Origin of the sequence: Streptomyces sp. NPDC007945, from assembly GCF_042958885.1 — a bacterium.
Classification (GTDB): Bacteria; Actinomycetota; Actinomycetes; order Streptomycetales; family Streptomycetaceae; genus Streptomyces.
Map to the genome: position 1 here is coordinate 215144 of NZ_JBIBJV010000004.1, position 22584 is coordinate 237727.

Annotated in this window: 18 protein-coding genes and 1 pseudogene; 10 read left to right on the top strand and 9 right to left on the bottom strand. The window is 72.7% G+C overall.

The annotated features are described in order from the left end of the window. Nucleotides 1-5: 5 nt before the first annotated feature. Nucleotides 6-2060, bottom strand: a complete 2055-nt coding sequence (locus tag ACFZCF_RS15145) for a phosphocholine-specific phospholipase C (RefSeq protein WP_388447793.1) — start codon at nucleotides 2058-2060, stop codon at nucleotides 6-8. 587 nt (nucleotides 2061-2647) lie between these two features. On the opposite strand from ACFZCF_RS15145, the gene ACFZCF_RS15150 reads away from it, so the two are divergent. Continuing rightward, nucleotides 2648-3322, top strand: coding sequence for a methyltransferase domain-containing protein (locus ACFZCF_RS15150; RefSeq protein ID WP_391286810.1), 675 nt, complete (start codon nucleotides 2648-2650; stop codon nucleotides 3320-3322). Nucleotides 3323-3488: 166 nt separating this feature from the next. After that, complete coding sequence (locus ACFZCF_RS15155) at nucleotides 3489-6035, top strand: ADP-ribosyltransferase domain-containing protein (protein WP_391286811.1); 2547 nt, start codon at nucleotides 3489-3491, stop codon at nucleotides 6033-6035. Between the two features lie 45 nt (nucleotides 6036-6080). Here the strand turns inward: ACFZCF_RS15155 and ACFZCF_RS15160 are convergent, their stop codons facing one another. Then, the gene (locus ACFZCF_RS15160) at nucleotides 6081-6953 is read right to left on the bottom strand and encodes an SDR family NAD(P)-dependent oxidoreductase (protein ID WP_391286812.1); all 873 of its coding nucleotides are present in this window, start codon (nucleotides 6951-6953) and stop codon (nucleotides 6081-6083) included. 178 nt (nucleotides 6954-7131) lie between these two features. Here ACFZCF_RS15160 and ACFZCF_RS15165 point away from each other — a divergent pair, with 178 nt between their 5' ends. Beyond that, nucleotides 7132-8091: a helix-turn-helix domain-containing protein gene (locus ACFZCF_RS15165; RefSeq protein ID WP_391286813.1), complete on the top strand. Its 960-nt coding sequence runs from the start codon at nucleotides 7132-7134 to the stop codon at nucleotides 8089-8091. Nucleotides 8092-8163: 72 nt separating this feature from the next. Here the strand turns inward: ACFZCF_RS15165 and ACFZCF_RS15170 are convergent, their stop codons facing one another. Continuing rightward, complete coding sequence (locus ACFZCF_RS15170; RefSeq protein WP_391286814.1) at nucleotides 8164-9000, bottom strand: dienelactone hydrolase family protein; 837 nt, start codon at nucleotides 8998-9000, stop codon at nucleotides 8164-8166. Nucleotides 9001-9100: 100 nt separating this feature from the next. Here ACFZCF_RS15170 and ACFZCF_RS15175 point away from each other — a divergent pair, with 100 nt between their 5' ends. Then, nucleotides 9101-10090: a helix-turn-helix domain-containing protein gene (locus tag ACFZCF_RS15175; protein WP_391286815.1), complete on the top strand. Its 990-nt coding sequence runs from the start codon at nucleotides 9101-9103 to the stop codon at nucleotides 10088-10090. A gap of 175 nt (nucleotides 10091-10265) precedes the next feature. On the opposite strand, the gene ACFZCF_RS15180 is transcribed toward ACFZCF_RS15175, so the two are convergent. Further along, complete coding sequence (locus ACFZCF_RS15180) at nucleotides 10266-10829, bottom strand: GNAT family N-acetyltransferase (protein ID WP_391286816.1); 564 nt, start codon at nucleotides 10827-10829, stop codon at nucleotides 10266-10268. A gap of 804 nt (nucleotides 10830-11633) precedes the next feature. Between ACFZCF_RS15180 and ACFZCF_RS15185 the strand changes: the two genes are divergently transcribed. Then, nucleotides 11634-11945, top strand: a complete 312-nt coding sequence (locus ACFZCF_RS15185) for a WhiB family transcriptional regulator (RefSeq protein ID WP_391286817.1) — start codon at nucleotides 11634-11636, stop codon at nucleotides 11943-11945. A gap of 621 nt (nucleotides 11946-12566) precedes the next feature. On the opposite strand, the gene ACFZCF_RS15190 is transcribed toward ACFZCF_RS15185, so the two are convergent. Continuing rightward, entirely contained in the window at nucleotides 12567-13295 is a 729-nt protein-coding gene (locus ACFZCF_RS15190) for an SDR family NAD(P)-dependent oxidoreductase (protein WP_391286818.1), read from the bottom strand. A gap of 116 nt (nucleotides 13296-13411) precedes the next feature. On the opposite strand from ACFZCF_RS15190, the gene ACFZCF_RS15195 reads away from it, so the two are divergent. Further along, entirely contained in the window at nucleotides 13412-13918 is a 507-nt protein-coding gene (locus ACFZCF_RS15195; protein ID WP_388447782.1) for a GNAT family N-acetyltransferase, read from the top strand. On the opposite strand, the gene ACFZCF_RS15200 is transcribed toward ACFZCF_RS15195, so the two are convergent. Beyond that, a complete protein-coding gene (locus ACFZCF_RS15200; RefSeq protein ID WP_391286819.1) occupies nucleotides 13899-14405 on the bottom strand; it encodes a hypothetical protein in 507 nt (168 codons plus the stop codon). The genes ACFZCF_RS15195 and ACFZCF_RS15200 overlap by 20 nt on opposite strands. Before the next feature lie 271 nt (nucleotides 14406-14676). On the opposite strand from ACFZCF_RS15200, the gene ACFZCF_RS15205 reads away from it, so the two are divergent. Continuing rightward, nucleotides 14677-15441: a MerR family transcriptional regulator gene (locus tag ACFZCF_RS15205; RefSeq protein ID WP_391286820.1), complete on the top strand. Its 765-nt coding sequence runs from the start codon at nucleotides 14677-14679 to the stop codon at nucleotides 15439-15441. A gap of 143 nt (nucleotides 15442-15584) precedes the next feature. On the opposite strand, the gene ACFZCF_RS15210 is transcribed toward ACFZCF_RS15205, so the two are convergent. Next, entirely contained in the window at nucleotides 15585-16319 is a 735-nt protein-coding gene (locus tag ACFZCF_RS15210; protein ID WP_391286821.1) for an SOS response-associated peptidase family protein, read from the bottom strand. Between the two features lie 299 nt (nucleotides 16320-16618). Between ACFZCF_RS15210 and ACFZCF_RS15215 the strand changes: the two genes are divergently transcribed. Together ACFZCF_RS15215 and ACFZCF_RS15220 are read left to right on the top strand one after the other, a co-directional pair. Continuing rightward, nucleotides 16619-17137 carry a hypothetical protein gene (locus ACFZCF_RS15215; RefSeq protein WP_391286822.1) on the top strand — a complete coding sequence of 173 codons (519 nt, stop codon included), beginning with the start codon at nucleotides 16619-16621 and terminating at the stop codon, nucleotides 17135-17137. A 174-nt stretch (nucleotides 17138-17311) separates the two neighbouring features. Then, nucleotides 17312-18673: a serine hydrolase gene (locus ACFZCF_RS15220; protein ID WP_391286823.1), complete on the top strand. Its 1362-nt coding sequence runs from the start codon at nucleotides 17312-17314 to the stop codon at nucleotides 18671-18673. Nucleotides 18674-18786: 113 nt separating this feature from the next. Here the strand turns inward: ACFZCF_RS15220 and ACFZCF_RS15225 are convergent, their stop codons facing one another. Both ACFZCF_RS15225 and ACFZCF_RS15230 read right to left on the bottom strand, forming a co-directional pair. Further along, nucleotides 18787-19908: a lytic polysaccharide monooxygenase gene (locus ACFZCF_RS15225; protein WP_391286824.1), complete on the bottom strand. Its 1122-nt coding sequence runs from the start codon at nucleotides 19906-19908 to the stop codon at nucleotides 18787-18789. Nucleotides 19909-19949: 41 nt separating this feature from the next. Beyond that, nucleotides 19950-21070: pseudogene (locus ACFZCF_RS15230) on the bottom strand (cellulose binding domain-containing protein). Between the two features lie 272 nt (nucleotides 21071-21342). On the opposite strand from ACFZCF_RS15230, the gene ACFZCF_RS15235 reads away from it, so the two are divergent. Beyond that, complete coding sequence (locus tag ACFZCF_RS15235) at nucleotides 21343-22572, top strand: nucleotide disphospho-sugar-binding domain-containing protein (protein WP_391286825.1); 1230 nt, start codon at nucleotides 21343-21345, stop codon at nucleotides 22570-22572. Nucleotides 22573-22584: the final 12 nt, after the last annotated feature.

Sequence of the window (22584 nt, forward strand, 5' to 3'; positions counted from 1 at the left end):
TCGGGTCAGTACGTGAGGATGCCCGGGTCCGTCACGCCCTCCGCGCCCGTCTCCACGTGACCGGCCAGACGGCGCACGTAGTCCACGTGGGCGGGTGACGTGACCGTGACGTCGTACCACCGGCCGGAGGCGGCGAGCGGCACCGTGTGGGTGACGGTCGCGCCACGTGCCACCGTCAGCGTCTGCGGGCCTCCCGCGTAGGCGTTCACGACGGTCACGGTGGTGGTGGCGCCCGCGTTGGTGAAGGTGAGGCGCAGGGAGCCGGTGGCGGCGTCGTGCCGGGCGGTGACCTCGGGGACGGCGGTCTTCCCTGGCGAGCGGAAACGGCGCAGGAACCCGTTGGGGCCGTGCACGGTGAGGTCCGTGACGCCCTTGGAGTACTTGGTGTTCCAGGTGTCGGCGATCGAGGCGCCGGCCCCGGTCGTGTACGTCCAGGGGGCGTCGGTGCGGTTCGCGGACGTCACGTAGAACTGGGCGCCGGCGGACGGGCCGCCGCTGAAGGAGAGGCGGAAGGTGCCGGCCGTGGTGTCGGCGGAGCCGTCCACGTATGGGGCGTACTTCAGCGGGCGCGTCGGCTTCGCCCCCGGCTCCTGGCGCGGCATCGTGCCGACGGCCGGGGCGGTGGCGGGGAAGTCGGGGTGGCGCTCGCGGTCCGGCGGGTAGTAGCCGGCGGTGGACGGCAGCGCGACCGGCTGCGGCTGGGCGCGGCCGAAGTCGAAGGCCGAGGTCAGGTCGCCGCAGACGGCCCGCCGCCACGGCGATATCTGCGGCTCCAGGACGCCGAAGCGGCGCTCCATGAAGCGGATGACCGAGGTGTGGTCGAAGGTCTCGGAGCAGGTGTAGCCGCCGGTGGACCACGGGGAGACCACGATCATCGGGACGCGGGGGCCGAGGCCGTAGGGGCCGGCGACGTACCCCGTCTTCCCGGGGAAGTGGTCCAGGGCGGTCGGCGTGGTGGACAGGCCCTGCGCCGCGGAGGCCGGCACGTACGGCGGGACGACGTGGTCGAAGAAGCCGTCGTTCTCGTCGTACGTGATGAACAGTGCCGTACGCGCCCACACGTCCGGGTTCGAGGTCAGCGCGTCCAGGACCTGGGCGATGTACCAGGCGCCGTAGTTCGAGGGCCAGTTGGAGTGCTCGGAGAAGGCCTCGGGGGCGGCGATCCAGGAGACCTGCGGCAGCCGTCCGGCCTGGACGTCGGCGCGGAGCCGGTCGAAGTACCCTTCGCCGGCCTTGGCGTTCGTGCCCGTGCGGGCCTTGTCGTACAGCGGGTTCCCGGGCTGGGCGTTGCGGTAACTGTTGAAGTAGAGGAGGGAGTTGTCGCCGTAGTTGCCGCGGTACGCGTCGTTGATCCAGCCCCAGGAACCGGCGGCGTTCAGGCCGTCACCGATGTCCTGGTAGACCCGCCAGGAGATCCCGGCCGCCTCCAGGCGCTCCGGGTACGTCTTCCAGCCGTACCCGGCCTCGGCGTTGTTGAGGACCGGGCCGCCGCCGGTGCCGTCGTTGCCGGTGTGGCCCGACCACAGGTAGTAGCGGTTGGGGTCGGTCGAGCCGATGAACGAGCAGTGGTACGCGTCGCAGATGGTGAACGCGTCGGCGAGCGCGTAGTGGAAGGGGATGTCCTCCCGGGTCAGGTGCGCCATCGTCGCCTTGGTCTTGGCCGGGATCCACTGGTCGTAGCGCCCGTTGTTGAACGCCTTCTGGCCACCGGCCCAGTCGTGGTTGAGCCCCTGGAGGAACTCCATCCCGAGCTTCGCGCTCTCCGGCCGGAACGGCAGCGTGACCTTCGAGCCGTCGGACTGGTTCCACACCGACTTCCCGCTCGGCAGCGTCACCGGCCGGGGGTCGCCGAAGCCGCGGACGCCCTTCATGGCCCCGAAGTAATGGTCGAAGGAACGATTCTCCTGCATGAGGACGACGATGTGCTCGACGTCCTGGATCGTGCCGGTGGACCCCTGCGCGGGGATCGCCGCGGCCCGGGCGATGGACTCGGAGAGCGCGCTGAACGCGACGGCACCACCTGCGAGCTGAAGGAACCTGCGACGATCGAGATCGGCCATGGGGGAAGCCTCCGGAGGACGAGCGGACACGGGAACCGAGCGCCGGCCGCGGACCGGCACGGAGCGCCCCAAGGAGAGCGCCCGCGAACCACCACTCCGCGACCGTCCCGTGACTTCCCGCTGTACGCCCGGCGAAATCCCCCGCGACCCGGAAGCACCGGAAACCAGCCCTGCCGGGGGCGGCCGACATCGATGAGCGTGCTGGCGTCGACCAGCGCGCTGGCGTGGGCGGGGTCGGCGGGGTCGGGGGGCCCAGGGGGCAGGGGCGTCGGCGGCGCCGGCGCGTCCTCGGCATTGGCGGGTTCGGCGGCTCGGCGTGACCGGTCAGCCGTACGGCCCGGGTGCGGCCCGGGTGCGGCCGTGGTGGCGCCTTCCGCGGGGCGGAGCTCGGCGAGGAGCCCGCTCCGGCCCGGCCGGGAGTTCCGTGAGGACGCGGCGCGGATTCGAGGAGGTCCGCGACCTCGCCGCCGACGATCGCGTGGCTGACGGTGGCACCGTCCCGGACGGGCACCACGATCCCCGAGCGGCGCCAGACGGCCGGCTGCCGGCTGAGGTTCGAGCCTTTCCGCGCGGTCTATCGTGACCCGATGCAGACACACCCCATCGACCGTCCCGACGACCTCGACACCGTGCGCGACTCCTACGACCGCGTGGCGGACAACTACGTCGACATGGTCCTGAACACGGGGATCGGCGACATCCGCAAGGAGCCCTGGCTCAAGGCCTCGGTCGACGCCTTCGCCGACACCGTGCGCGGACTCGGCCCCGTCCTCGACGTCGGCTGCGGCCCGGGAACGGTGACCGCGTACCTCGCCGAGCTGGGGATCGACGTGTCCGGCGTGGACCTCTCGCCCCGCATGATCGAGCACGCGCGGCGGCTCCACCCCCAGTGCCGGTTCGCCGTCGCCTCCGCCACCGAACTCGACCTCGCCGACGCGTCCCTCGGCGGCGTGCTCGGCTGGTGGTCGCTCTTCAACCTCCCCCGCCACATCCTCCCGCAGGTCCTCGCCCGCTTCACACGGGCGCTGAAGCCCGGCGGACACCTCCTGACCGCCTTCCACGTCGGCGAAGGCGACCTGTCGCGCACCGAGGCCTACGGCGGCGTCCCGGTCCGGTGGACCACGCACCGGTGGCGGCCGGAGGAGATCGTCGCGCTGACCGAGGAGGCCGGACTGCGGACGGTCGCGGAACTGCGTTTTCCGGCCGACGAGGCCCGGGGGACCGGGCCGGGCGTGGTCGTGATGGCGCGGCGGGACGCCTGAGGAGAACGCGGCCGGGCGAAGGCCGGAGGAGGGGGGATGGCCGCGGGGCGGAGGCCGCGGCCGCAAGAGGCGCGGCGGCCGCGCGGACCAGCGTTGTCAGTGGTGCCCACTAGCTTCGGAGGTGTTGCGAGAGATTCGCACGACACCGTTCCGACAGGGGGTTTCGATGACCGACGGCTGTGTGGGCACCGCATTGCGGGTGGTGCTGACGGATGTCAACGCGGGGGTGGTACAGGCCTGGCGCGCCGCCTTCGCCGACGTTCCCGGCATCGAGATCCGGCACGGTTCCATCCTCGACGAGGACGTGGACGCCTGGGTCACGCCGACGAACGCGGCGGGCCGCATGGACGGCGGCGTCGACGCCGCCATCAAGCGCCACCTGGGCACCGGGATCCAACTGCGGGTCCGCAAGGCGATCGCCGACCGCTTCGACGGCAGCATGCCGGTCGGCAGCGCGGTGTGCGTCCCCTCCGGCGCGACCGTCCCGCGCTTCGTCATCTCGACGCCGACCATGGTCACCTCCTCGCAGAACGTGAGCGAGACGCTGAACGTGGCCATGGCCTGCGCGGCCGCCTTCCAGGCCGTCCACCGGCAGAACCGCAAGGCGCCCGGCAGTATCCGCTCGGTGGCGCTGGTCGGAATGGGTGCCCGGACCGGTCGCGTCCCCGCCCGGGTGTGCGCCAACCTGATGTGGACCGGCTACACCCTCTTCCACGACCACTGGTTCCAGGACGACGACGAGCTGCGCGCCACCATCACCGCACAGCTCGCCGGCATCGACCAGGCCTCCCCCACGACCCGGGTACGGATCGTTCCGCCGGGCGGCACGCCGGAGGAGTACGCGGCACCCGCGGGAGACGGGACGGCCCTGGCAGGAGCCGCGGGCAAAGCAGCGTCTGCCAAAGGAACCGCCGGCAAAGGGGCATCTGCCAAAGGAGCAGTCGCCGAAGGAGGCGCTGGCACAGGAGCCGTTGACAAAGGGGACGCCGGTAAAGGGGGCCCTGGCGAAGGAGCAGCCGGAGGCGGGGTCGTCGCAGGCGCCATGAGCGACACCCCCGCTTCGCCCTCACCGCAATCCGATCCGACCGACCCGAACGACCCGCTTGCCCTCGCCGAGCTGTTCACCGGCGGCGGCGAGCCCTGGCTGCCCGTGCTCAAGCCGGTCATCGAAGCCCGCGCGGAGGCCGACCGGTTCATCGGTCCCGGTCGCAGCGCGCAGGTGGTCCCCGTCCGCGAACTCACCTTCCAGGCGCTCAAGCCTCACCCGCCGCACAAGTGGAAGGTCGTCGTCTTCGGCCAGAACCCCTACCCGCGGCCGGAGAGCGCCACCGGCATCGCCATGTTCGACAACACCTTCAACGACTGGAAGGACAGCCAATTCGGACGGGTCGTCAGCATCCGCTGCCTCATCAAGGCGGCGGCCATGTGGAAGTACGGCATCGTCAAGAAGACCCCGATCAAGGACGTCCGCGCCCTCCTGAAGGAGCACGAGACCGTCCAACCGCCCGAGTGGTTCCAGGCGATGCTCACCCAGGGCGTCCTCCTCCTGAACGCCTCGCTGACCGCCAGCGCGGACGGCGCCCTGGCCACCGACCGGCACACCGCCTTCTGGCGGCCCGTCGCCGAGCGGATCGTCGACGAGATCCTGCGCGCCAAGCAGGAGGCGGAGGACCCGGAGGACCGCGGCGTCGTCTTCGCCTGGTGGGGCGCCCACGCCCGCAGCCTCAAGAAGACCGTGCAGCGCCTGGAGAAGAACTACCCGGGCGTCGAGGTCCGCCACATCGACCACGCCAACCCGGCGGCCCAGGGCGATCTCTTCTGCGACGGCGACCACCTCGCCACCGTGAACGACGCCCTGATGTCCCTCGGCGCCGACCCCGTCGACTGGCTGCCGAGCAAGGGCTGGGACCGGCCCCCGGCCGGCGCCGCCACAAGCTCCCCGACGTCCGCCCCAGGGGCCGGCGGCGGCCCGGACACCGATGTGGCGGCCCGTATGGGCGCCTTCATCGCCTCGACGATGGAGCTCCACCAGCTCTATCTGGAGCGCCTCACCAGTGTCCGCGACGAAGGCCACGTCCTGCCCCCGCTCACCGGCGTCTTCGACACCGCGCTGATGCCGTTCGAGGACGCCGTCGCCCCGGTGGCCCGAGTGCTGCGCGGCCTCGCGGGTCACATCGACCGCTCCCGCGAGTTCGGCAAGCGACGGGCGGACGAGCCGGCCGGCGCGGGACTCTCCGCCGACGCGATCGCCGCCCTCTACCTCTACACCTGCGAATCCGGCTTCTACCGGAACATCAACGCCGTCCTCCGCTCCCCGGACCGACGCCAGGTCGTGCCGTACCTGCCCTACCTGCGGCTGCTGTTCTCCGCGGTCGAGTCGCTCCCCGCCCGCACCGAGCCCCTGTGGCGCGGCGTCGCCCTGGACCTGCGGGCCCAGTACCCCCTGGGGGAGACCGTCACCTGGTGGGGCGTCTCCTCCTGCACCTCGGAGCCGGGCGTCGCCCGCTCGTTCCTCGGCAGCCGCGGCAAGCGGACCCTGTTCGAGGTGACGCCGGCCCGAGCCGTCGGCATCCGCAGCTTCTCCGCCTTCACCGGTGAGGAGGAGTACATCCTGACCCCCGGCACCCAGTTGGAGGTCACGGACGTGAAGGCGGAGCGCGGCGGACTGTGCACCGTGAAGCTCAGGGAGGTGGAGACCCGCCTCGTCTCCTGACCCGCCTCGTCTCTTGACCAGCCGGAGTCGCCCGGGGGGCGGCGGTCAGCCGGCCTGGCCGGTCGGCATGATGGTGACCTGCTGGAGGTTCACGCGGGGCGGCAGCGAGGCCAGGAAGCCGATGGTGTCGGCGACGTCCTGCGGGGTGAGCCACTCCATCGACTCCCGCGCGTCCGCCAGCCACGCCCGCGCGCCCTCGTCCGTGACGTGGCTCTGCAGCTCCGTGCCGACGATGCCCGGCTCGATCGCCGCGACCCGCACGTTCTTCGGGCCCAGCTCGGTGCGCAGATGCCGGGAGAAGTGCGTGACGTACGCCTTGGTGCCGGAGTAGACGGCGAACGTGGGGAAGATGTTCTGCGCCGCGATCGACGAGGTGTTGATCAGGTCGGCCACCCCGCGCTCCGCGGCGGCCGCGACCAGCTGCGGCGTGAACGCACCGGTCACGTTCATGAGACCGGTGATGTTCAGGTCGATCTGCCGCTGCCACTGCTCGGTGGCCAGCTCCTCGATGGGGGCGGGCAGCATGACACCGGCGTTGTTCAGCAGCAGGTCCGCGCCGCCCAGCTCGGCCGCGACCCGGTCCGCCGCCGCATGGACCGCCGCCGGGTCGGTGACGTCGACGGCGATCGCCAGCGCCCGGCCGCCGTTCTTCTCGATGCGGGCGACGAGCTCCCGCAGCCGCTCGGCCCGCCGGGCCAGCGCGACGACGTGCGCACCCAGCCCGGCCAGCGTCTCGGCCGCCGCCTCGCCGATGCCGCTGGAGGCGCCGGTGACGACGGCCACCCGACCGCGCAGGGGGAGGGGGGATCCGAATTCGCCCCGCGCGGCGACGGAGGAGTGCGGGGCGGCGGCCGCGCCGGTGTTCTGCGGCGACGCGAGAGTGTTCTGCGTGGACATGAGGGTGTTCTGCGTGGACATGAGGTCCTGCCTTCCGGAGGAACGAGGAGGGGCGCGCGCCGTGGGCTGCTCCCCGGCACACCTCAAGAACACCAGCCAGCGACCCCGTCCGGGACGCCCGAGCAGGCCCTGTCGAAACAGGTACCGACAGGGCCACCCTGGGGCCTCCGCGGCCCGCGCGACGGCCCACACTGGAACCATGGACCGCAGCAAACAGACCGCCGACTTCCTCCGGAGCCGCCGCGCCGCGATCGGCCCGGAGCGGGCCGGACTCCCGAGCGACGGCCGGACCCGCCGCGTACCGGGCCTGCGCCGGGACGAGGTCGCCCGCCTGGCCGGAGTGAGCACCGAGTACTACACGCGCCTGGAGCAGGGGCGGGCCGGCAACCCCTCCGCCGAGGTGGTCGCGGCCCTGGCCGATGCCCTCCGGCTCGACGCCTCCGAGCGCGAGCACCTCACCGACCTGCTGCTGCCCGAACCGCACGCGGCCCGCCGCGCCCCGAACCGGCCCCAGCGGGTCCGCCCCGGCCTGTACCTCATGCTGGAGACGCTGAGCCACGTGCCGGCCTTCATCATCGGCAGGCGCACCGACGTCCTCGCCTCCAACCACCTCGCCAGGGCCGTCCTCACCGACTTCGACGCCCTTCCCGCCACCCGGCGGAACATCGCCCGCTACTACCTCCTCGACCCGCGGGCCCGCGAGCGGGTCGGCGACTGGGAGCGGATCGCCGCGGAGACCGTGGCCATGCTTCGCCTGGAGGCCGGCCGCCACCCCGGCGACCGCAGGCTCGCCGATCTGGTCGGCGAACTCACCCTCGGCTGCCCCGAGTTCTCCGCCTGGTGGAACGACCACAAGGTGCTGCGCCGCACGCACGGCGCCAAGTTCTACCTCCACCCCGAGGTGGGCGAACTGCACTTCTCCTACGAGTCGTTCCAGGTCCCCGGCGACACCGAGCAGACCCTCTGCGTCTACAACGTCGAACCCGCCTCCGAGACCGCCCGCTCCCTCCGGCTCCTCGCCGACTGGACCACGCCGCACCCGACGGGCGAGCCGACGGGCGAGCCGACGGCCCGGCTCACGGACGACCCGGATGCCCCGCGCGGCCCGGACGCCTCGGGGATCCACCCCGAGAACCGCCCGGCGGCTCCGTCGGCCTGAGCCGCCGGGCCTGAGACTTCCGGCTGGGGCGACGTGGGCCTGAGACACGGGCTTGCGATCTAGCCAGGCGCCTCAGCGTGGGCCGTCGGCCGGGGGTGTGAGCCGCTCCGTCAGGAACGCGATGATCTCGTCGCGGGCCCGCACGGTGGGGTGCCCGGCGGTGTCCACCAGATGGGCGGTGACGACGCTGTGGGCGCAGCCGACGACCTCGCGGAAGAACGGCGGCGGGTCCGGGTTCGCCGTCTCGGCCGGGAGGACGCGCCCGTCGAAGGCCTCGCCGAGCAGCGCGCGGTACGCGGCGAACCGCCGGCCCGTGCACCAGCGGTCGCCCTCGAAGCGGTAGGCGAGCACCGTCAGCCCGTCCCGCCGGACCCGCTCGGCCACGGCGACGGCGTCCTCGCCCCCCAGTTCGAGTCCGTCGGGGTCGTCGAGCGGCAGCGACGGATGGTTGACGACGGGCGCGACGACGGCCGGTTCCAGCGTCATGGAGAGGGCGAAGTTCCCGGTGAAACACAGCCCGACCGCCCCCACCCCCACCCCACCGCGCTCGGCGTGCGCCACCCGCGCGAGTCCCCGCAGCCACGCGACGACGGGACTGGTCCCCCCGCCCGCGAACGCCCGGAACTCGGCGCTGACGCAGGCCCGCCGCACGACGGTCTCGGCCGCCTCCGCCCGCGGATAGGCCCCGTCGACCCCGAACAGCGACGGCACGTACACCAAGAACCCGGCGTCCCGGATCCACCGGGCGAACCGGGCCACGTCAGGACTGATGCCGGGCATCTCCGGCATGAGGACGACCGCGGGCCCCGCCCCCGTCACGTACACCCGCCTGCCGACGCCCTCGACCTCCACGATGCGGCACGAGAAGTCGTCCAGCGGGTCGTCGAGCTGCTTCTTCCGGTCTGTCATGGCCGAAAGCATGACGAGGCTGGCCCTTCCCGGGAACGGGCGATATCGCCGATACTCCGGGGTATCCCGCCATCCGCCCTGCCCGGGAGGACCCCGCCCCATGAGCCCGCTGCGCGTGAGCGTCCTCGCCCACCCCGGCTGTTTCGCGTCGGAGGTGTACGGCGTCCCCGACCTGCTGACGATGGCCGCGCACGTCAGCGCCGCACGGGGCCGGACGGAGCCCTCGTACGAGACCTCCGTCGTCTCGCCGCGCCGACGGGTCCTCGCGGCCGGCGGGGCCCGTATCGACGTGGCCGCCGTCCGCCCGGCCGACGTCCTGATCGTCCCCGGCTTCGACCTGCCGCCCTCGCTCGACCCGGACGCGGCGCTCGCGGGGCTCGCCCCGGAGCTCGCCGCGATCCGGGAGGCGGCCGCCTCGGGAACAGCCGTGGTGTCGATCTGCGTCGGCGCCTACCTCCTGGCGGAGGCCGGACTGCTCCACGGCCGGGAGGCGACGACCTCCTGGCTGCACGCGGACCGCTTCGCACGCCGCTACCCCGGGGTGCGGATCCGCGCGGACCGCCTGGTGGTCACCGACGGCGGGGTGACGACCACGGCCGCGTTCAGCGCGATGTACGACTTCGCGCTGCGCTTCGTCCGCGACCACGACGGCCCCGGAACCGCCCGGGCGACGGCGCGGGCCGCCCTCCTCGACGACACCCGCTCCACCCAGTCCCCGTACGTCGACACCGACCTGCTACCGACGGCGGGGCGCGCGTTCTCCGCGACCGTCATGCGCCACCTGGACCAGAACCTCGCGGCGCGCTACGACCTGACGGGCCTCGCCCGGGAGTTCGGCGTCAGCACCCGCACCCTGCTGCGCCGCTTCGGAGCGGAGACGGGCCGGACGCCCCTCGTGTACCTCCACACCGCCCGCGTCCGCCGCGCGTGCCACCTCCTGGAGACCACGGACCGCACCGTCGCCGCCATCGCCGCCGACGTCGGCTACCGCGACCCGGGCACCTTCTCGGCCGTCTTCGTCCGCCACACGGGCCGCCGGCCGAGCGTGCACCGCGCGACGGCGGCCACGACACCTGCCCGAAGCCGGTAGGACCGTGATCACAGAGACGGAGGGCCACGGAGACGGCTAGACGGTGCGGGCGATCCCGACCTGCTCGCCCTGCCCGACGGCTTCCCGCCGGGCCAAGAGGCAACCGGCCACCTGCTGCCGGCGGTACGGTTCCGAACACCCCCATGGCCTGACGTCGGCTGGATCCCGGAGTCGGTCACAACGGCGTGAGCACCATCAACACCTCGTCACGGTCGTCGCCGGGCGCCAGCCGGAGCGCGCCCGGCCACCGCCCCGCCTCCCGCCATCCGAGCCGCGCGTAGAACTCCTCCAGCCCCTCGCCACCGCGAGCGGCCAGCCGCAGTTGTTCGAGCCCCAGTTCGTCCCGGGCGATCCTCCGTGCCTCCCCGACGAGCGCCGCCCCGACTCCCCGTCCGCGCCGGTCGGGTCTCGTCTGCAGATGATGGATGCTGCCCCAGTGCCCGACGAGCCGGTCCGGGTCGCGGCGCAGCTGTACCCATCCGACGAGTGCCCCGTCGCCGCGCGCCACGATCAGACGACTCCGCTCCGGACTCAACCCGCCCACGATCGCATCCGCGACGGGCCCCACCTCACCGTCACCGACCGGCGGGAACGGAAACCCGGCCGCCCCACCCGCGTTGGTCACCGCTATCCAGCACTCGATCAACTCCCGCCGAAGCCGAGGACCGACACCTTCCGGATGCGAGACCTGAAACAGCTCCAGCCCGGACTCCCGCTCAAGGACACGTACGCACGTCATGCGAACGAGCTTGCCAGAGGGGTCCGACACCCGAGGGACGCCGAAGACCTACGGGCCCTGGCACGGTACAGGCTCTCCCCAGCTCCCCAGCTCCCCAGCTCCCCAGCTCCCCAGCTCCCCAGCTCCCCGGCCCACTGCCTGACGGCTTCCGCCATTGCCGTGCATGCACCACGAACGGACCGACGCGCCAACGGCTTACGGACGCGATGCTCTGTGTGTTCCGCTCCGCCGGGCGGCTCCCATCGGTATGCCTTGGCGCTCCTTCCTCTCAGCTTCGAACTCGGCTGCATCAGCGGGGAGTTCGCTGCGCGAGGGGCAGCGCTTCTCGCAGATCCGCGGGAAACGGCGAGGGCTGCCGCGCGTGCCGGGAACCGGCGGCGCGACTTCTGACAGTGTGAGCCGAGCCTGACGTACAGGCCTGTCACGACGATCCCGGCATCGCGTTCCCGCGCTCCTCGGGCCCGGCGCGCGGATCCGCGCGCTCCGGCCTGGGCCGTTGCTCTCTGTCGTGGGTCTCCGCGGGCGTGGGGGTGGTGCGGGGTTTCTCAACTCCGATTCCTGCCAGTCTCCTTCTGTTTCGTCTGCTGAGCTTTGGCCATACATCCGGCCATGAAGGCCGAGGAGAACACGGAGAGTGGCCGGAACTGTGTGCGGTCGTCACCCGTTGGAGCGAAGGAGGGGGCGAGGTGTAGACCCGCAGCACATGCCTCCGTAGCGTGCTTGATCAACGAGGGCCGACCGATGGGGACCGGTCCTGGAGTCAGACACCCGTGGTTCAAGGGGGAGTGCGTGGACGGTAGTTGGATGGCGTCGGGTCGGTGCCGGGCGGCGGACGCCGAGGACCTGTTCGTCGAGGGGGCGGCACAGAACCAGGCCAAGGAGCTGTGCGTGGGCTGTCCCGTACGTTCCGAATGCCTTGCGTACGCGTTGGACCGGCGGATCGAGCACGGCGTCTGGGGCGGCATGACGGAGCGGGAGCGCCGCGCCCTCCTGAAGCGCCGTCCCACCGTGCGGGACTGGGCCGGCCTGCTCCAGGCCGCCCGCCGTGAATACGTCGCGAGCGGGGGTGCCGCCGCCGAGATGGCCACGGTCTCGGCGGAGCGTCGCTCCGCCTGAGGCGGAGATGGGAAGGCGTTGCGATCCGGAGCAGGTCGAGCGGGCAGTCCGGATCGGCGAGAGGCTGGCCGGAGCTGCGGTGGGGCGCCTTGTCGGTGATGGTGTAACCGGAGTTCCGGTGGACCCTGCGTGGTGCGTGTTGGAGGGTGTTGCGCTGCTGGGCAGCCGATTGTGCGCGAAGTGGGAGGACGTCAGCAGTGCGCAGTCGGGCGGGTTCCGCCGCGATGCCCCTGGTCGGCCGGGGTCACGAGCGGAGTCGTAGCCCGGCCATGGCCGGGACTGTCTCCGCCGGTCCGGCAGGCGCAGCCCGCGCGCCGGTCGTTGAGCTCGATGATCCAGGTGACCCTCGGGTGAGGGTGCGGCGCGTTCCGGGCGCGGTGACGATCCGGGTGGCCTGGATCTGCACGGGGTCGGGCGTGCAGGCCGAACTAGCCCGATTTGAAAGCGACTTGGGCGCAGCCCCTCCGCCGCGCAGCGTCGGGGGCGGATTGCGTGTCGTACGCCTACCCCTTGTTCTGCCTGATCGGGTGACGCAGGAGCGTCAACCTCGTCCGGTCATCCAAGGCGGGTTGCGGGAAGAGGAACCACCCCCCTGCGATCCGCAGGTGGGTGGTCGGGCCGTCAGAGCTGTTCGAAGTGGAAGGAGCGGATGAAGCAGTCCCTCGGTTGGCCGATCGCGAACAGGACACAGTCCACGACGGACTGGGCGGTCAGCGGGCGGTCGGCGGTTCGGGGCGTGGCCTTCCAGGAGGGGGACAGCGGGTCGCCGTCGTCGAAGTCGGGCGGGTACAGGGAGATGACGCGGATGCCCTCGGGGCGTAGCCGCTGCGACAGGACGTCGGCGAAGCCGGCTTGGGCGGCTTTGGCCGCGCAGAACGCGGGGTGTGCCGAGGAGCGGTTGTCGCGGGGGTCCGCCACCGAGGAGACCAGGTTCACCACGTCCGCGTTCGCGGATGCCCGGAGAAGGGGCAGGAAGTGTTTGGTCGTCAGGAGGGTGCCGGTGGCGCCGGAGGCGAGGGTGTCGCTGATCGCGTCGTCGTCGGCGTCCCAGAGTTCGGGACCGTGGAGATAGCGGGCGCCGTTGTTGACGAGGACGTCCACGTGGTCGGTGAGGTCCGCGACGCCCCGGGCGAAGGCGCGGATGGAGGCGGGCTCGGACAGCTCGCAGGCGAACGCGTGCGCCGCCGCCCCACTGTCCGCGACCACCTCGCGCGCCACCTTCTCGGCCGCCCCGCGACCGCGCGCGGACACCAACACCCGTGCGCCCAGCCGCCCCGCCCGCAACGCCAGCGCCCGCCCGAACCCGCGCCCGGCCCCGGTGATGACCACCGTGCGGTCCGTGAGATCCATGCGTCTCCCCACTTCTCCCGAACGAAGACGATCACCGTGAGCCTAGACGGGGCGCCGACGGCCCCGGAGCGGGATCCGGCGCCGAGCCTTCGGCGGGCATGGGGCAGAGTGGGGGCATGGCTGCCTACGAGACGATGGCGTTCCACCTGGAGACGGAGCGGCTCGTGCTGCGTCCCTGGGCCGAGTCGGACGCCGACGCGTTCTGTGCCCTTCTCAACGAACGCGACACGGAGACGTTCACGGTCGAGCGCGCCCGGGCCGGGATCGTGAAGCTGCTCGCCGAGACGGAGACCACGGGGTTCGCCCTGCTGCCGATCCAGCGGCGCGAGGAGGGTGACTTCATCGGATACTGCGGGCTGATCGTCGGCCGCGCGTCCGTGGACGAGCCGGAGATCGCGTACGAGCTCTTCCGGCACGCGCACGGCAAGGGGTACGCCACGGAGGCTGCCCGGGCGGTGCTCGGCGCAGCCGTCGCCACCGGGCGGAAGCGGCTCTGGTCGACCGTCGGCTCGTGGAACGGGCCGTCCCTCCGCGTCCTGGAGAAGCTCGGCTTCACCAGGGACCACGTCTCCCAGGAGGAGGGAGCCGGCGAGGTCGTGTGGCTCACTCGCTCCCTGCCGTGACGCGCAGCCGACGCGTGCGCTGCGGGTCGTACGCTGCCCACAGCGCCAGGGCGATGAAGAGGATCTGCTCCGGGATTCTGAACCAGAGCGGCGTCGCCGGTTCGCCGTTCAACTCGACGTGGGAGACGGCCGCGTGGATGTTGGCCGGGAGCATGAGGACGAAGAGCACGGCGAGGCCCAGGCCCGCGGCGGGACGGGTCGCCCCGCGAACCAGCCCCGCCGCGCCGGCGAGCTCCAGGACGCCGGTCGCGTAGACCACGAAGCGCGGGAACGGCACGAACGACGGGACCATCGCGACCAGGTCCTGATGGCCGGGCATCGGACCGAGGCCCGACGGGGCGAAGTGCGCGCTCGCCGTGAAGACCAGCATCACCGCGAGGCCGTGCAGGGCGGAGACCCGCCAGGAGGCGAACCGTCCGACGCCCAGCGCGCCGAGCAGGCGGAACAGCAGGGCGGGGACGGCGAGGAGCAGGAGAGTGCCGAACATGGGAGGGGTGTCCTTCCGGTGAGAGCGGGTGGTGTTCGGGCGGAGCTCGGAAACGCGGGGTACTCGGGGGTCGGGCAGATCTGGAGCAGACGTCTGTGCAGGTGCAGGTGCAGGTGCAGGTGCAGGTGCCGTGCCGGTACGGGTGCAGATAGGAGCAGTTGCCGGCGGAGTCGCTGGTGGTCGGGCGTGGTGGCCTGACGGGCCGCGGCGTCGCTGTCGGCGCAGAATGGATAATAGCGCTATCCGTTATCCGTTATCGAGGGGAGAATCGATGAAGGTCTCTGAGTTGAGCCGCCGCACCGGCGTCCAAGTGCCCCTGATCAAGTACTACTTGCGCGAGGGCATGCTCCCGCCCGGTCGGGCCACCGCCGCCAACCAGGCCGATTACGGAGAGGACCACGTCCGCCGCCTCCGGCTGATCCGCACCCTCATCGGGACGCGCGGGCTCTCGGCCGGCGCGACGAAGGAGATACTCGACGCGATCACCGCAGGAGAGGAGGATCTGCACCAGGTCCTCGGCATCGTTCTGGGCGTCCGCCCGGCGAAGGGCGCGGAATCCGCACCGGCGAAGGACGCGGAGCCCGTACCGGAGAAGGGTGCTGAGTCCGTATCGGCACCGGATCCGGACGAGGGGCGTGACTCGGACGGGCGGCGTGACCCGGGTGCGGGGGGCTCCGACGCCGCTACGGAAGGGCTCGCCGAGGCGCACAGCCTGATCGGCGCGATGGGTTGGGACGTGTCCCCGGGCAACCCCGCGACGCGCACCGTCGCCGAGGTCCTCGCCGCCCTCGATCATCTTGGTGCGGGGACCGACTGGCGCAGCCTCCTGCCGTATGCCCGCCTCGCGGACGACATGGCCGAGCTGGACCTGCGGCAACTGGACGGACGCGGTGACCCGTTGGCCCAGGCGGAGCGGGCCGTACTCGTCACCGTCCTCCTGGAACCGGCCCTGCTCGCGCTGCGGCGCCTGGCCCAGGAGGACAAGTCCTCCCGGCTCTTCGGCGGTGGCCACGCCGACGGTGCGGACGAGGCGTAGGCCCGCTCGGCCGGGGGCGAAGGGCCACGTCTCCTCGGTGGCGTCGTCGCCGAGCTGGACGTCCCTCGGTACGCAGAAGGTTCGGCGGCGGCTCGGTCACCCTCGGGCGAGGAGTTCGCGGGACGCGGTCCGGCTGGACGGGGTCAGTTCGGGGGGTCCAGCAGGTGGGGGCCGTTGTTGCGGACGCTGTTCACGGCGGGCGAGACCGCACGGGTTTCAAGGTGTCCGCCGGCGGGCTGGGTGAGCAGGGCGCGCAGGTCGCCGGTGTCCTGGTGGTGGGGGTCGAGCCAGGCGTCGTAGTGGTCGGGGGAGAGGGCGAGCGGCATGCGGGGGTGGATGCGGCCGGCGGCGTCCGTGGCCTCGGTCGTGATGATCGTGCAGGTGATCAGCCAGGCGGCCGGGTCGTCGTCGGCGGTGACGTCGGGGTCGCGCCAGTACTCGTACAGCCCCGCCATGGCCATCGGGCCGCCGTCTGCGGGGTGGATGAAGTACGGCTGCTTGCGGGTCCTGCCCGTCGCCTCGTCCTTCACCGGGTCCCATTCGTAGAAGCCGTCGGCGGGGAGCAGGCAGCGCCGCTTGGCGAAGGCGCGGCGGTAGGCGGGCTTCTCGTGCACGGTCTCGACCCGCGCGTTGATCATGCGGGCCCCCGATCCGGGATCCTTCGACCACGACGGGACCAGGCCCCAGCGCAAGGTCCGCAGTTCGCGGCGAACCTCCCCGCCGCCGTCCCGTCCGGCCCGCTCCAGTACGGCGTACACCGGATCGGTGGGCGCCACGTTCCAACTGGGCTCCAGCGCCTCCTCCGGCTGCCAGTCGGTCACCTGGAAGAGCCGCGTCAACTCTTGGGGGCTGCGGGTGGATGCGTAACGGCCACACATACGTCCACTCTCCCATCCCTGGCGCGCCGTCGGTTGTTCCCGCGCCGCCCGGCGCACCAGGGATTTGCCCGGGCCGACTGGGGGCCTCGGTCGCCGGTCGACGCGTACGACGCCCAATGCGCGTAACGCACAAGGTAATTATGTGGGCCGAGGAGGGCCTCGGCGGTGGCCTGGGCCGGTCGCTGTGCCTCTCTTCGCCGTCGGGTTCTCCCGCGGCGACGGCGTGGATCGCCCCTTTCGGCGGCAGTCGTGTTCCTCCCCACTTCCCTTACGTGTCAAGGGCGTTGGAGGATGCGGTCATGAATCCGTATGCGCCTGAGCCGACCGCCGACGCGGCGGCCACGTACCTCGCCGCCCTCCGGGAACGGCTGGCCGGAGACGGCTGCGCGGTGACCATGTCGGAGTGGAGGGGCCACCGCGTGGAGATCGGTGCCCGGGCCGACCGGAAGGCGCGGTGGTTCGGGACCAAGGTCGAGGTGTTCGTCCTCGCCGCCGCCGTGCCCGAGGTCGACGTGGCCGACCTGGCGGAGTTCACCAGCTGGGCCATGGGCTACGCGAAGAGCCTGCGGAGCGGGATACCGGGCGCCCGTAACGCGGCCATGGTCCTGCCCGCGCTGGTGGGCACGCGCGTGCGGCCCGAAGCGGCGCGGTGGGCGGCGGAGGACGCCCGGATCCTCGGCACGACGCTGATCGGCCGGCCCGTGACGGTCGAGACCGCGCCCGGTGGGACGCGGACGACGATGTACCGGGGGCAGGTGCAGTGGGGAGGTCTCTTCACGCGGCACGTGCTGGAGAAGGCCGCCCTGTACTTCCCCTGAGGGGGACCGGCTCGTACCGCGATCGGCCCAAGCACACGACGTGCCGGAGCCTCCTGCCGGGGGGTTCCGCACGGCCGGGTGGCGCAGCCCCGGCCGACGGGCCCTGAGGCGTGGGCCGAAGCTGGACGGACCGGTGCGCCGCACCCGGCCGCCGGTCCGTCCAGGAGGTCACGCATGCCCCGCTCCGCCCCCGCCCGCCACCCGCACCGGCCCCGCCGCCCGAGACGGTCGGCCGTCGCCGCGCTCGTCCTCGCCGCAGCGCTGGCCGGCCCCGCCGTTCCGTATGCCACGGCCGGTGAACGGCCTCCCTCAGGGACGTACGGCTACGGGACGTACGGCGATGGAGGGGGACACGGCGACGCCGAGGGACGCGAGCTGCGCCGCGCCCTCGCCGAGCTCGTCGCCGCCCCCGGCGGCCCGCCCGGCGCGATCGCCGTCCTCACCCGCGACGGCGAACGCCGCGTCTACCGCGCCGGAACCGCCGAGCTCGGCGACGGCGCCACACCCCGCACCACCACCCCCCGCACCGACACCACCACCGCATCCCCCACCAGCACGAACACCGGGACCAACGGGCCGCGGCCGCCCCGTGCGGACGACCACATGCGGATCGCGAGCGTCGCCAAGGCGTTCAGCGGGGCCGTCTCGCTCGCCCTGGTGGACCGGGGCGCCCTCGCTCTCGACGACACCCTCGGCGAGCGGCTGCCGCACCTTCCGAGGGACTGGCACGCCGTCACCCTGCGCCAGCTCCTCCAGCACACCAGCGGCCTGCCCGACTTCAGCCGTAGCCCGCGGTTCCAGGCGATCGTCCGCGCCGATCCGCGCCACCGCTTCGACTCCCGGCGCCTGCTGGAGTTCGTCGCGGGCGAGGACCTCGCCTTCCGTCCCGGCAGCCGGTACGCCTACTCGAACTCGGACAACATCGCCGTCGCCCTGATGGCCGAACAGGCCACCGGACGGCGCTACGAGGACCTGCTGCGCGAACTGGTGTACCGGCCGCTCGACCTGCGGGACACCAGCCTCCCCTCCGGGTTCCGGCTGCCTCGCCCCTTCCTCCACGGCTACGACACGACCCCCGGCGAACCGCCCGAGGACGTCAGCGAGGCGATCAGCGCCTCCGGCGCCTGGGCCTCGGGCGGGATCGTCTCCACCCCGGCCGACCTGAACACCTTCATCGGCGGCTACGCCGGGCCGGCCCTGCTGTCGCCGCCCACCCGGCACGCCCAGCACCGGTTCGTGCCCGGCGAGTCCCAGCCCGCCGGCCCCGGTGAGAACGCCGCCGGGCTCGCCCTCTTCCGCTACAAGACCCGCTGCGGCACGGTCTACGGCCACACGGGGAACACCCCGGGCTACACCCAGTTCGCCGCCGCCACCCGTGACGGCCGCCGCGCCGTCACGGTCTCCGTCACCAGCCAGGTCACGCTCGATCCCGCTCTGCTCGCCCGTCTGCGGGCGACGGAGGAGCGGTTCGTCTGCGCCCTCCTGGAAGGGGGAGGGGAGCGGCCCTCCGGCGGCTACGGCGACCCCGCCGCCTGACAGCGGAGGGGCGGGACTCGGGAAGGGCTGTCTCCCCGCGCGAGACGCGCGACGGGAGACAGCCCCTCCGAGCTTGCCCTTGTCCCTCGCTCAGGAGGGACGAGGGGCGATGGTCACGGCGTCACGCAGACGATGGATCCGACCGGGTGGTTGTTGCCCGTCGAGGTCGCGGTGAAGCCGAAGGTGACGCTGCCGTCCGGGGGGACGGTCCGGTTGTAGTCGACGTTCCTCACCGTGACCGTGCCGTCGGTCCCGGTGGTCAGCGCGCCGTTCCACAGGCTGCTGATCCGGGTCCCGGTGCCCGGTGTCCAGCGCACCGCCCAGCCGTCACGTGCCGTCGTGGCGTGGTTCATCACCTCGACGGAGCCCTGGAAGCCGCCGCTCCAGGCGTTCGTGACGGTGTAGACGGCCATGCAACCGGTGTGCGGGTCGGTCGGAGTCGGCGTCGGGGTCGGCTCCGTGGGGGTGGGGGTAGGAGTGGGCGTGGGAGTCGGGGTCGGCGTCGGCGTGCCGCCCGAGCCGCGGATGCCGGTCACCTCGCCGTTGCCGCCGTCGAAGACGATGTCGGAGCAGGAGAAGAAGTTCTCCTGGCTGTCCGAGCGGACCCACTGGATGAAGAGAACCGCGTCACCCGAGCGTCCCGAGGGCAGCGTCAGGTTCCAGTAGTAGTGCCCGCCGTCCGTGCCCGGCGAGCCGGTCTGCGGGGGGTCGGTGACGGTCTGGATCAACTCCAGGTCGTCCCAGCCCAGTTCGCTCGTGGGGGAGTAGCCCGGCTTGGAGAGGTACACCCGGAAGGAGCCCGGGTGGGCGGCCCAGTTGCTGTGCTTGAGCTGGATCGTCCGACCGGCGGTCAGGTGGGTGCGGGGCCAGTCGGCGCGGGCCGCGTTGTAGCCGCTGAAGTCGTACGGCGAGCGGTCACCGGCGCTGCACAGCGTGCCGTCCGGGACGTAGCCGGCGCCGCGTCCGCCCGCGTGGGAGTCGAGGACGGCGAACCAGTTGTACAGCGAGTTCGGTCCGCTCTCGGCGAGCGCCGCCTTGCAGGCGGGGTTGGTGGGGTCGAGACTGCCGGTGCTGGTCTTGGCGTCGAGCCAGCAGAGGTACGTACGTGATCCGGGCGTCATCGTGACGCCGTGGGCCTGCGCGCTGCCCTGGCCGAGCAGGGTCAGGCCGATTCCGGCGAGCAGGGTCGCGAGCACCGCCGTGAGGGAGGCGATTCGCTTCTTGCGTCCAGCCATCGTGTCTCCTGTACGTGGGAGGGGGAGGCTCGCGCCTCGGGTCACGAGCAGGGCACCCCGCCGAGGGTGAAGCCGGACGGCGGGGCGAACGTGCCGCTGTACGTCCCCTGGAAGCCGAAGGACTGGCTGCCCCCGGCGGGGATCCGTGCGTTGTGGGTGAGCGGGGTCGCCGTCACCGTGCCGGTGGACGGGGAGACGGCGGCGTTCCAGGCCTGGGTGACGCGGTGGCCTGCCGGGACGGTGAAGGCCAGCGTCCAGGGCTCGACGGCCGTGGAACCGGTGTTGGCGACGGTGACGTCCGCGGTGAAACCGCCGGTCCAGACGTTCGGCGTGACCGCGACCCGGCAGGCCGTCGTCGGGCCCGGCACCTCCGGTCCGGTGGGCGGGGTGCCGAGGGTCACCGCCGAGGAGAAGGAGTGGACGGTGAGTCCGGCGCCGTTCTGCCAGGGTTCGAAGCCGGCCTGGACGCTCGTCAGGTACCAGTCGTTCCGGGCCATGCCCCGGGAGACGGTCTCCCGGACGAAGTCCATGACGTCGAAGTTCCACTCCGCGAGGGCGGACGGGGCGACGAAGGAGATGACGTCGTTGGAGCCGTTGCCGCCCGTCCACACCTGCCACGACCGCCCGCCGACGTTCGCGGTGCGACCGGCGAGCCGATCGGCTGGACCGGGCCGGCCTTGTGGAACCAGATCATGATCTCGGTCCGGTTCACCCCGTCGGTCCGGGGCGCGGGGTCCAGCCAGATGTCGTACGAGGCGTTGTAGACGGCGTCGCCGACGAATCCGTACGAGATGGCGCTCGGGGCCGCGGCGATGCCGTCGATCCGCGCGGGGAGGGCGGTGCCGGGCGAACAGCGCGTGTAGTGGCAGCCGTTGAAGAGCGACGGGTACGCCTTCGGGGGGCCGTCGGTCGGCACGGAGCCGTCGGCGCGGGTCAGCCGGAAGCCCGTGTCGGTGGCGGTGACGCACTGGGTCGCGCCGGTGCCCCAGCGGTTGTTCTGGACGACGTACCGGCCCTGGACGGTGGCCGTGCCGTACTGCTCGCAGATCAGGGTGTCGGCCGAGGCGGCCGGCGCGGTGCCCACGAGCAGCGCCACCACGGTGGCGAAGGCGAGGAGCAGCGCGCCGAACGCGGCACGGGGGCGGTGGGGGGACGCTCGCACGGGGACCTCCTGGGGAAGGGAGACCTGTCAGAGGGGGCGGACCGAGCAGAGGAGCGTCCCGATTTGCGGCGCTTTCATACAACTGGGAGCGCTCCCATAGGCGGGTGTTGGACGCACTGTAGGAGCCAGGCGCGTACCTGACAACCCGTCGCGCGGGACGTGGACAGAGGGATGCGGGATGAGGACAGGGGACAGACAGCGGGCGGCGGACAGCGTGATGCCGTGCGGGACGTCGCGGTGTCGTGACGGATCCGGTGGGGCACACTGGCGGCGTGCGCATCGTGATGATGACGGCGGGGTCGCGGGGCGACGTCGCGCCGTACACGGGTCTGGGCGCCGGTCTCGTCAGGGCCGGGCACGAGGTGACGCTGGCCGCGCACGCGGTGTTCGAACCGCTGGTGGCGGGGTCGGGAGTGCGGTTCCGTCCGCTTCCGGTCGACCCGCGCGCCGAACTGCACTCCGCCCGGGGCCGTCGGCTGCACGACGCGCGGACCGGCGCGGGGAAGCTCGTGCGCCTCGCGGCCATGGCCCGCGGGGCGGTCGACGAGATGACCGCGGCCCTGGTGGACGTGGCGCGGGAAGGAGAGGTCCTGCTGGTCGGCGGGGCGCTGGGGCCGCTCGGGTACGCCATCGCCGACGGCCTGTCCGTGCCCGCCCTCGGCCTGCACCTCCAGCCCTTGCACCCGACCGTGGAGTTCCCCGCACCCGTCCTGGGCACACGGTCCCTGGGACCGGTGGGGAACCGGCTGAGCGGACGGGCCGTCATGGCGTCGGTGGAGCTCATGTTCCATGGCGCCGTACGGTCCCTGCCCCGGCGGCACGGGCTTTTGAGGCAGGCCGGACGTTCCCGGGCACCGCGGGTCCGGCCGGTGCTGCACGGCTACAGCGAACTCGTCGTCCCGCGACCCCGGGACTGGCCCGCCGGCCTGGAGGTCTCCGGCTACTGGTGGCCGTACGACACCGGGCGGCTGCCCCGCGAACTGGAGGACTTCCTCGCCGCCGGACCCCCGCCCGTCTTCGTCGGGCTCGGGAGCGCCACCGTGCCCGACCCCGAGCGGGTGAGCGGCGAGATCGTCGCAGCGCTGCGCGCGGCGAAGGTGCGGGGAGTCGTACAGAAGGGCTGGGCCGGGTTGGCCGCCCGGGGCGACGACATCCTGACCGTCGACGAGGTGCCGCACGCCCTGCTGTTCCCGCGCACGGCGGCCGTCGTCCACCACGCGGGAGCGGGCACGACCGGCGCCGTCCTGCGGGCGGGGGTGCCGAGCGTGCCGGTGCCGGTCCAGTTCGACGCGGCGTTCTGGGCGTCCCGCCTGACCGCCCTGGGCGCCGCCCCCGGGGCCGTGCCCCTCCGGCGCCTCACCGCCGGGACCCTGGCGGAGGCGCTGCGCGCGGCGACGGAGGACGGCTCCCGTCGGGCCCGCGCCCGTGCCCTCGCCGACCGCTTGGCGACCGAGGACGGCGTGGCGCCGGTCCTCGCGGCGCTCGCGCGGCTGACCCCCTGACGGCCTGCGGTT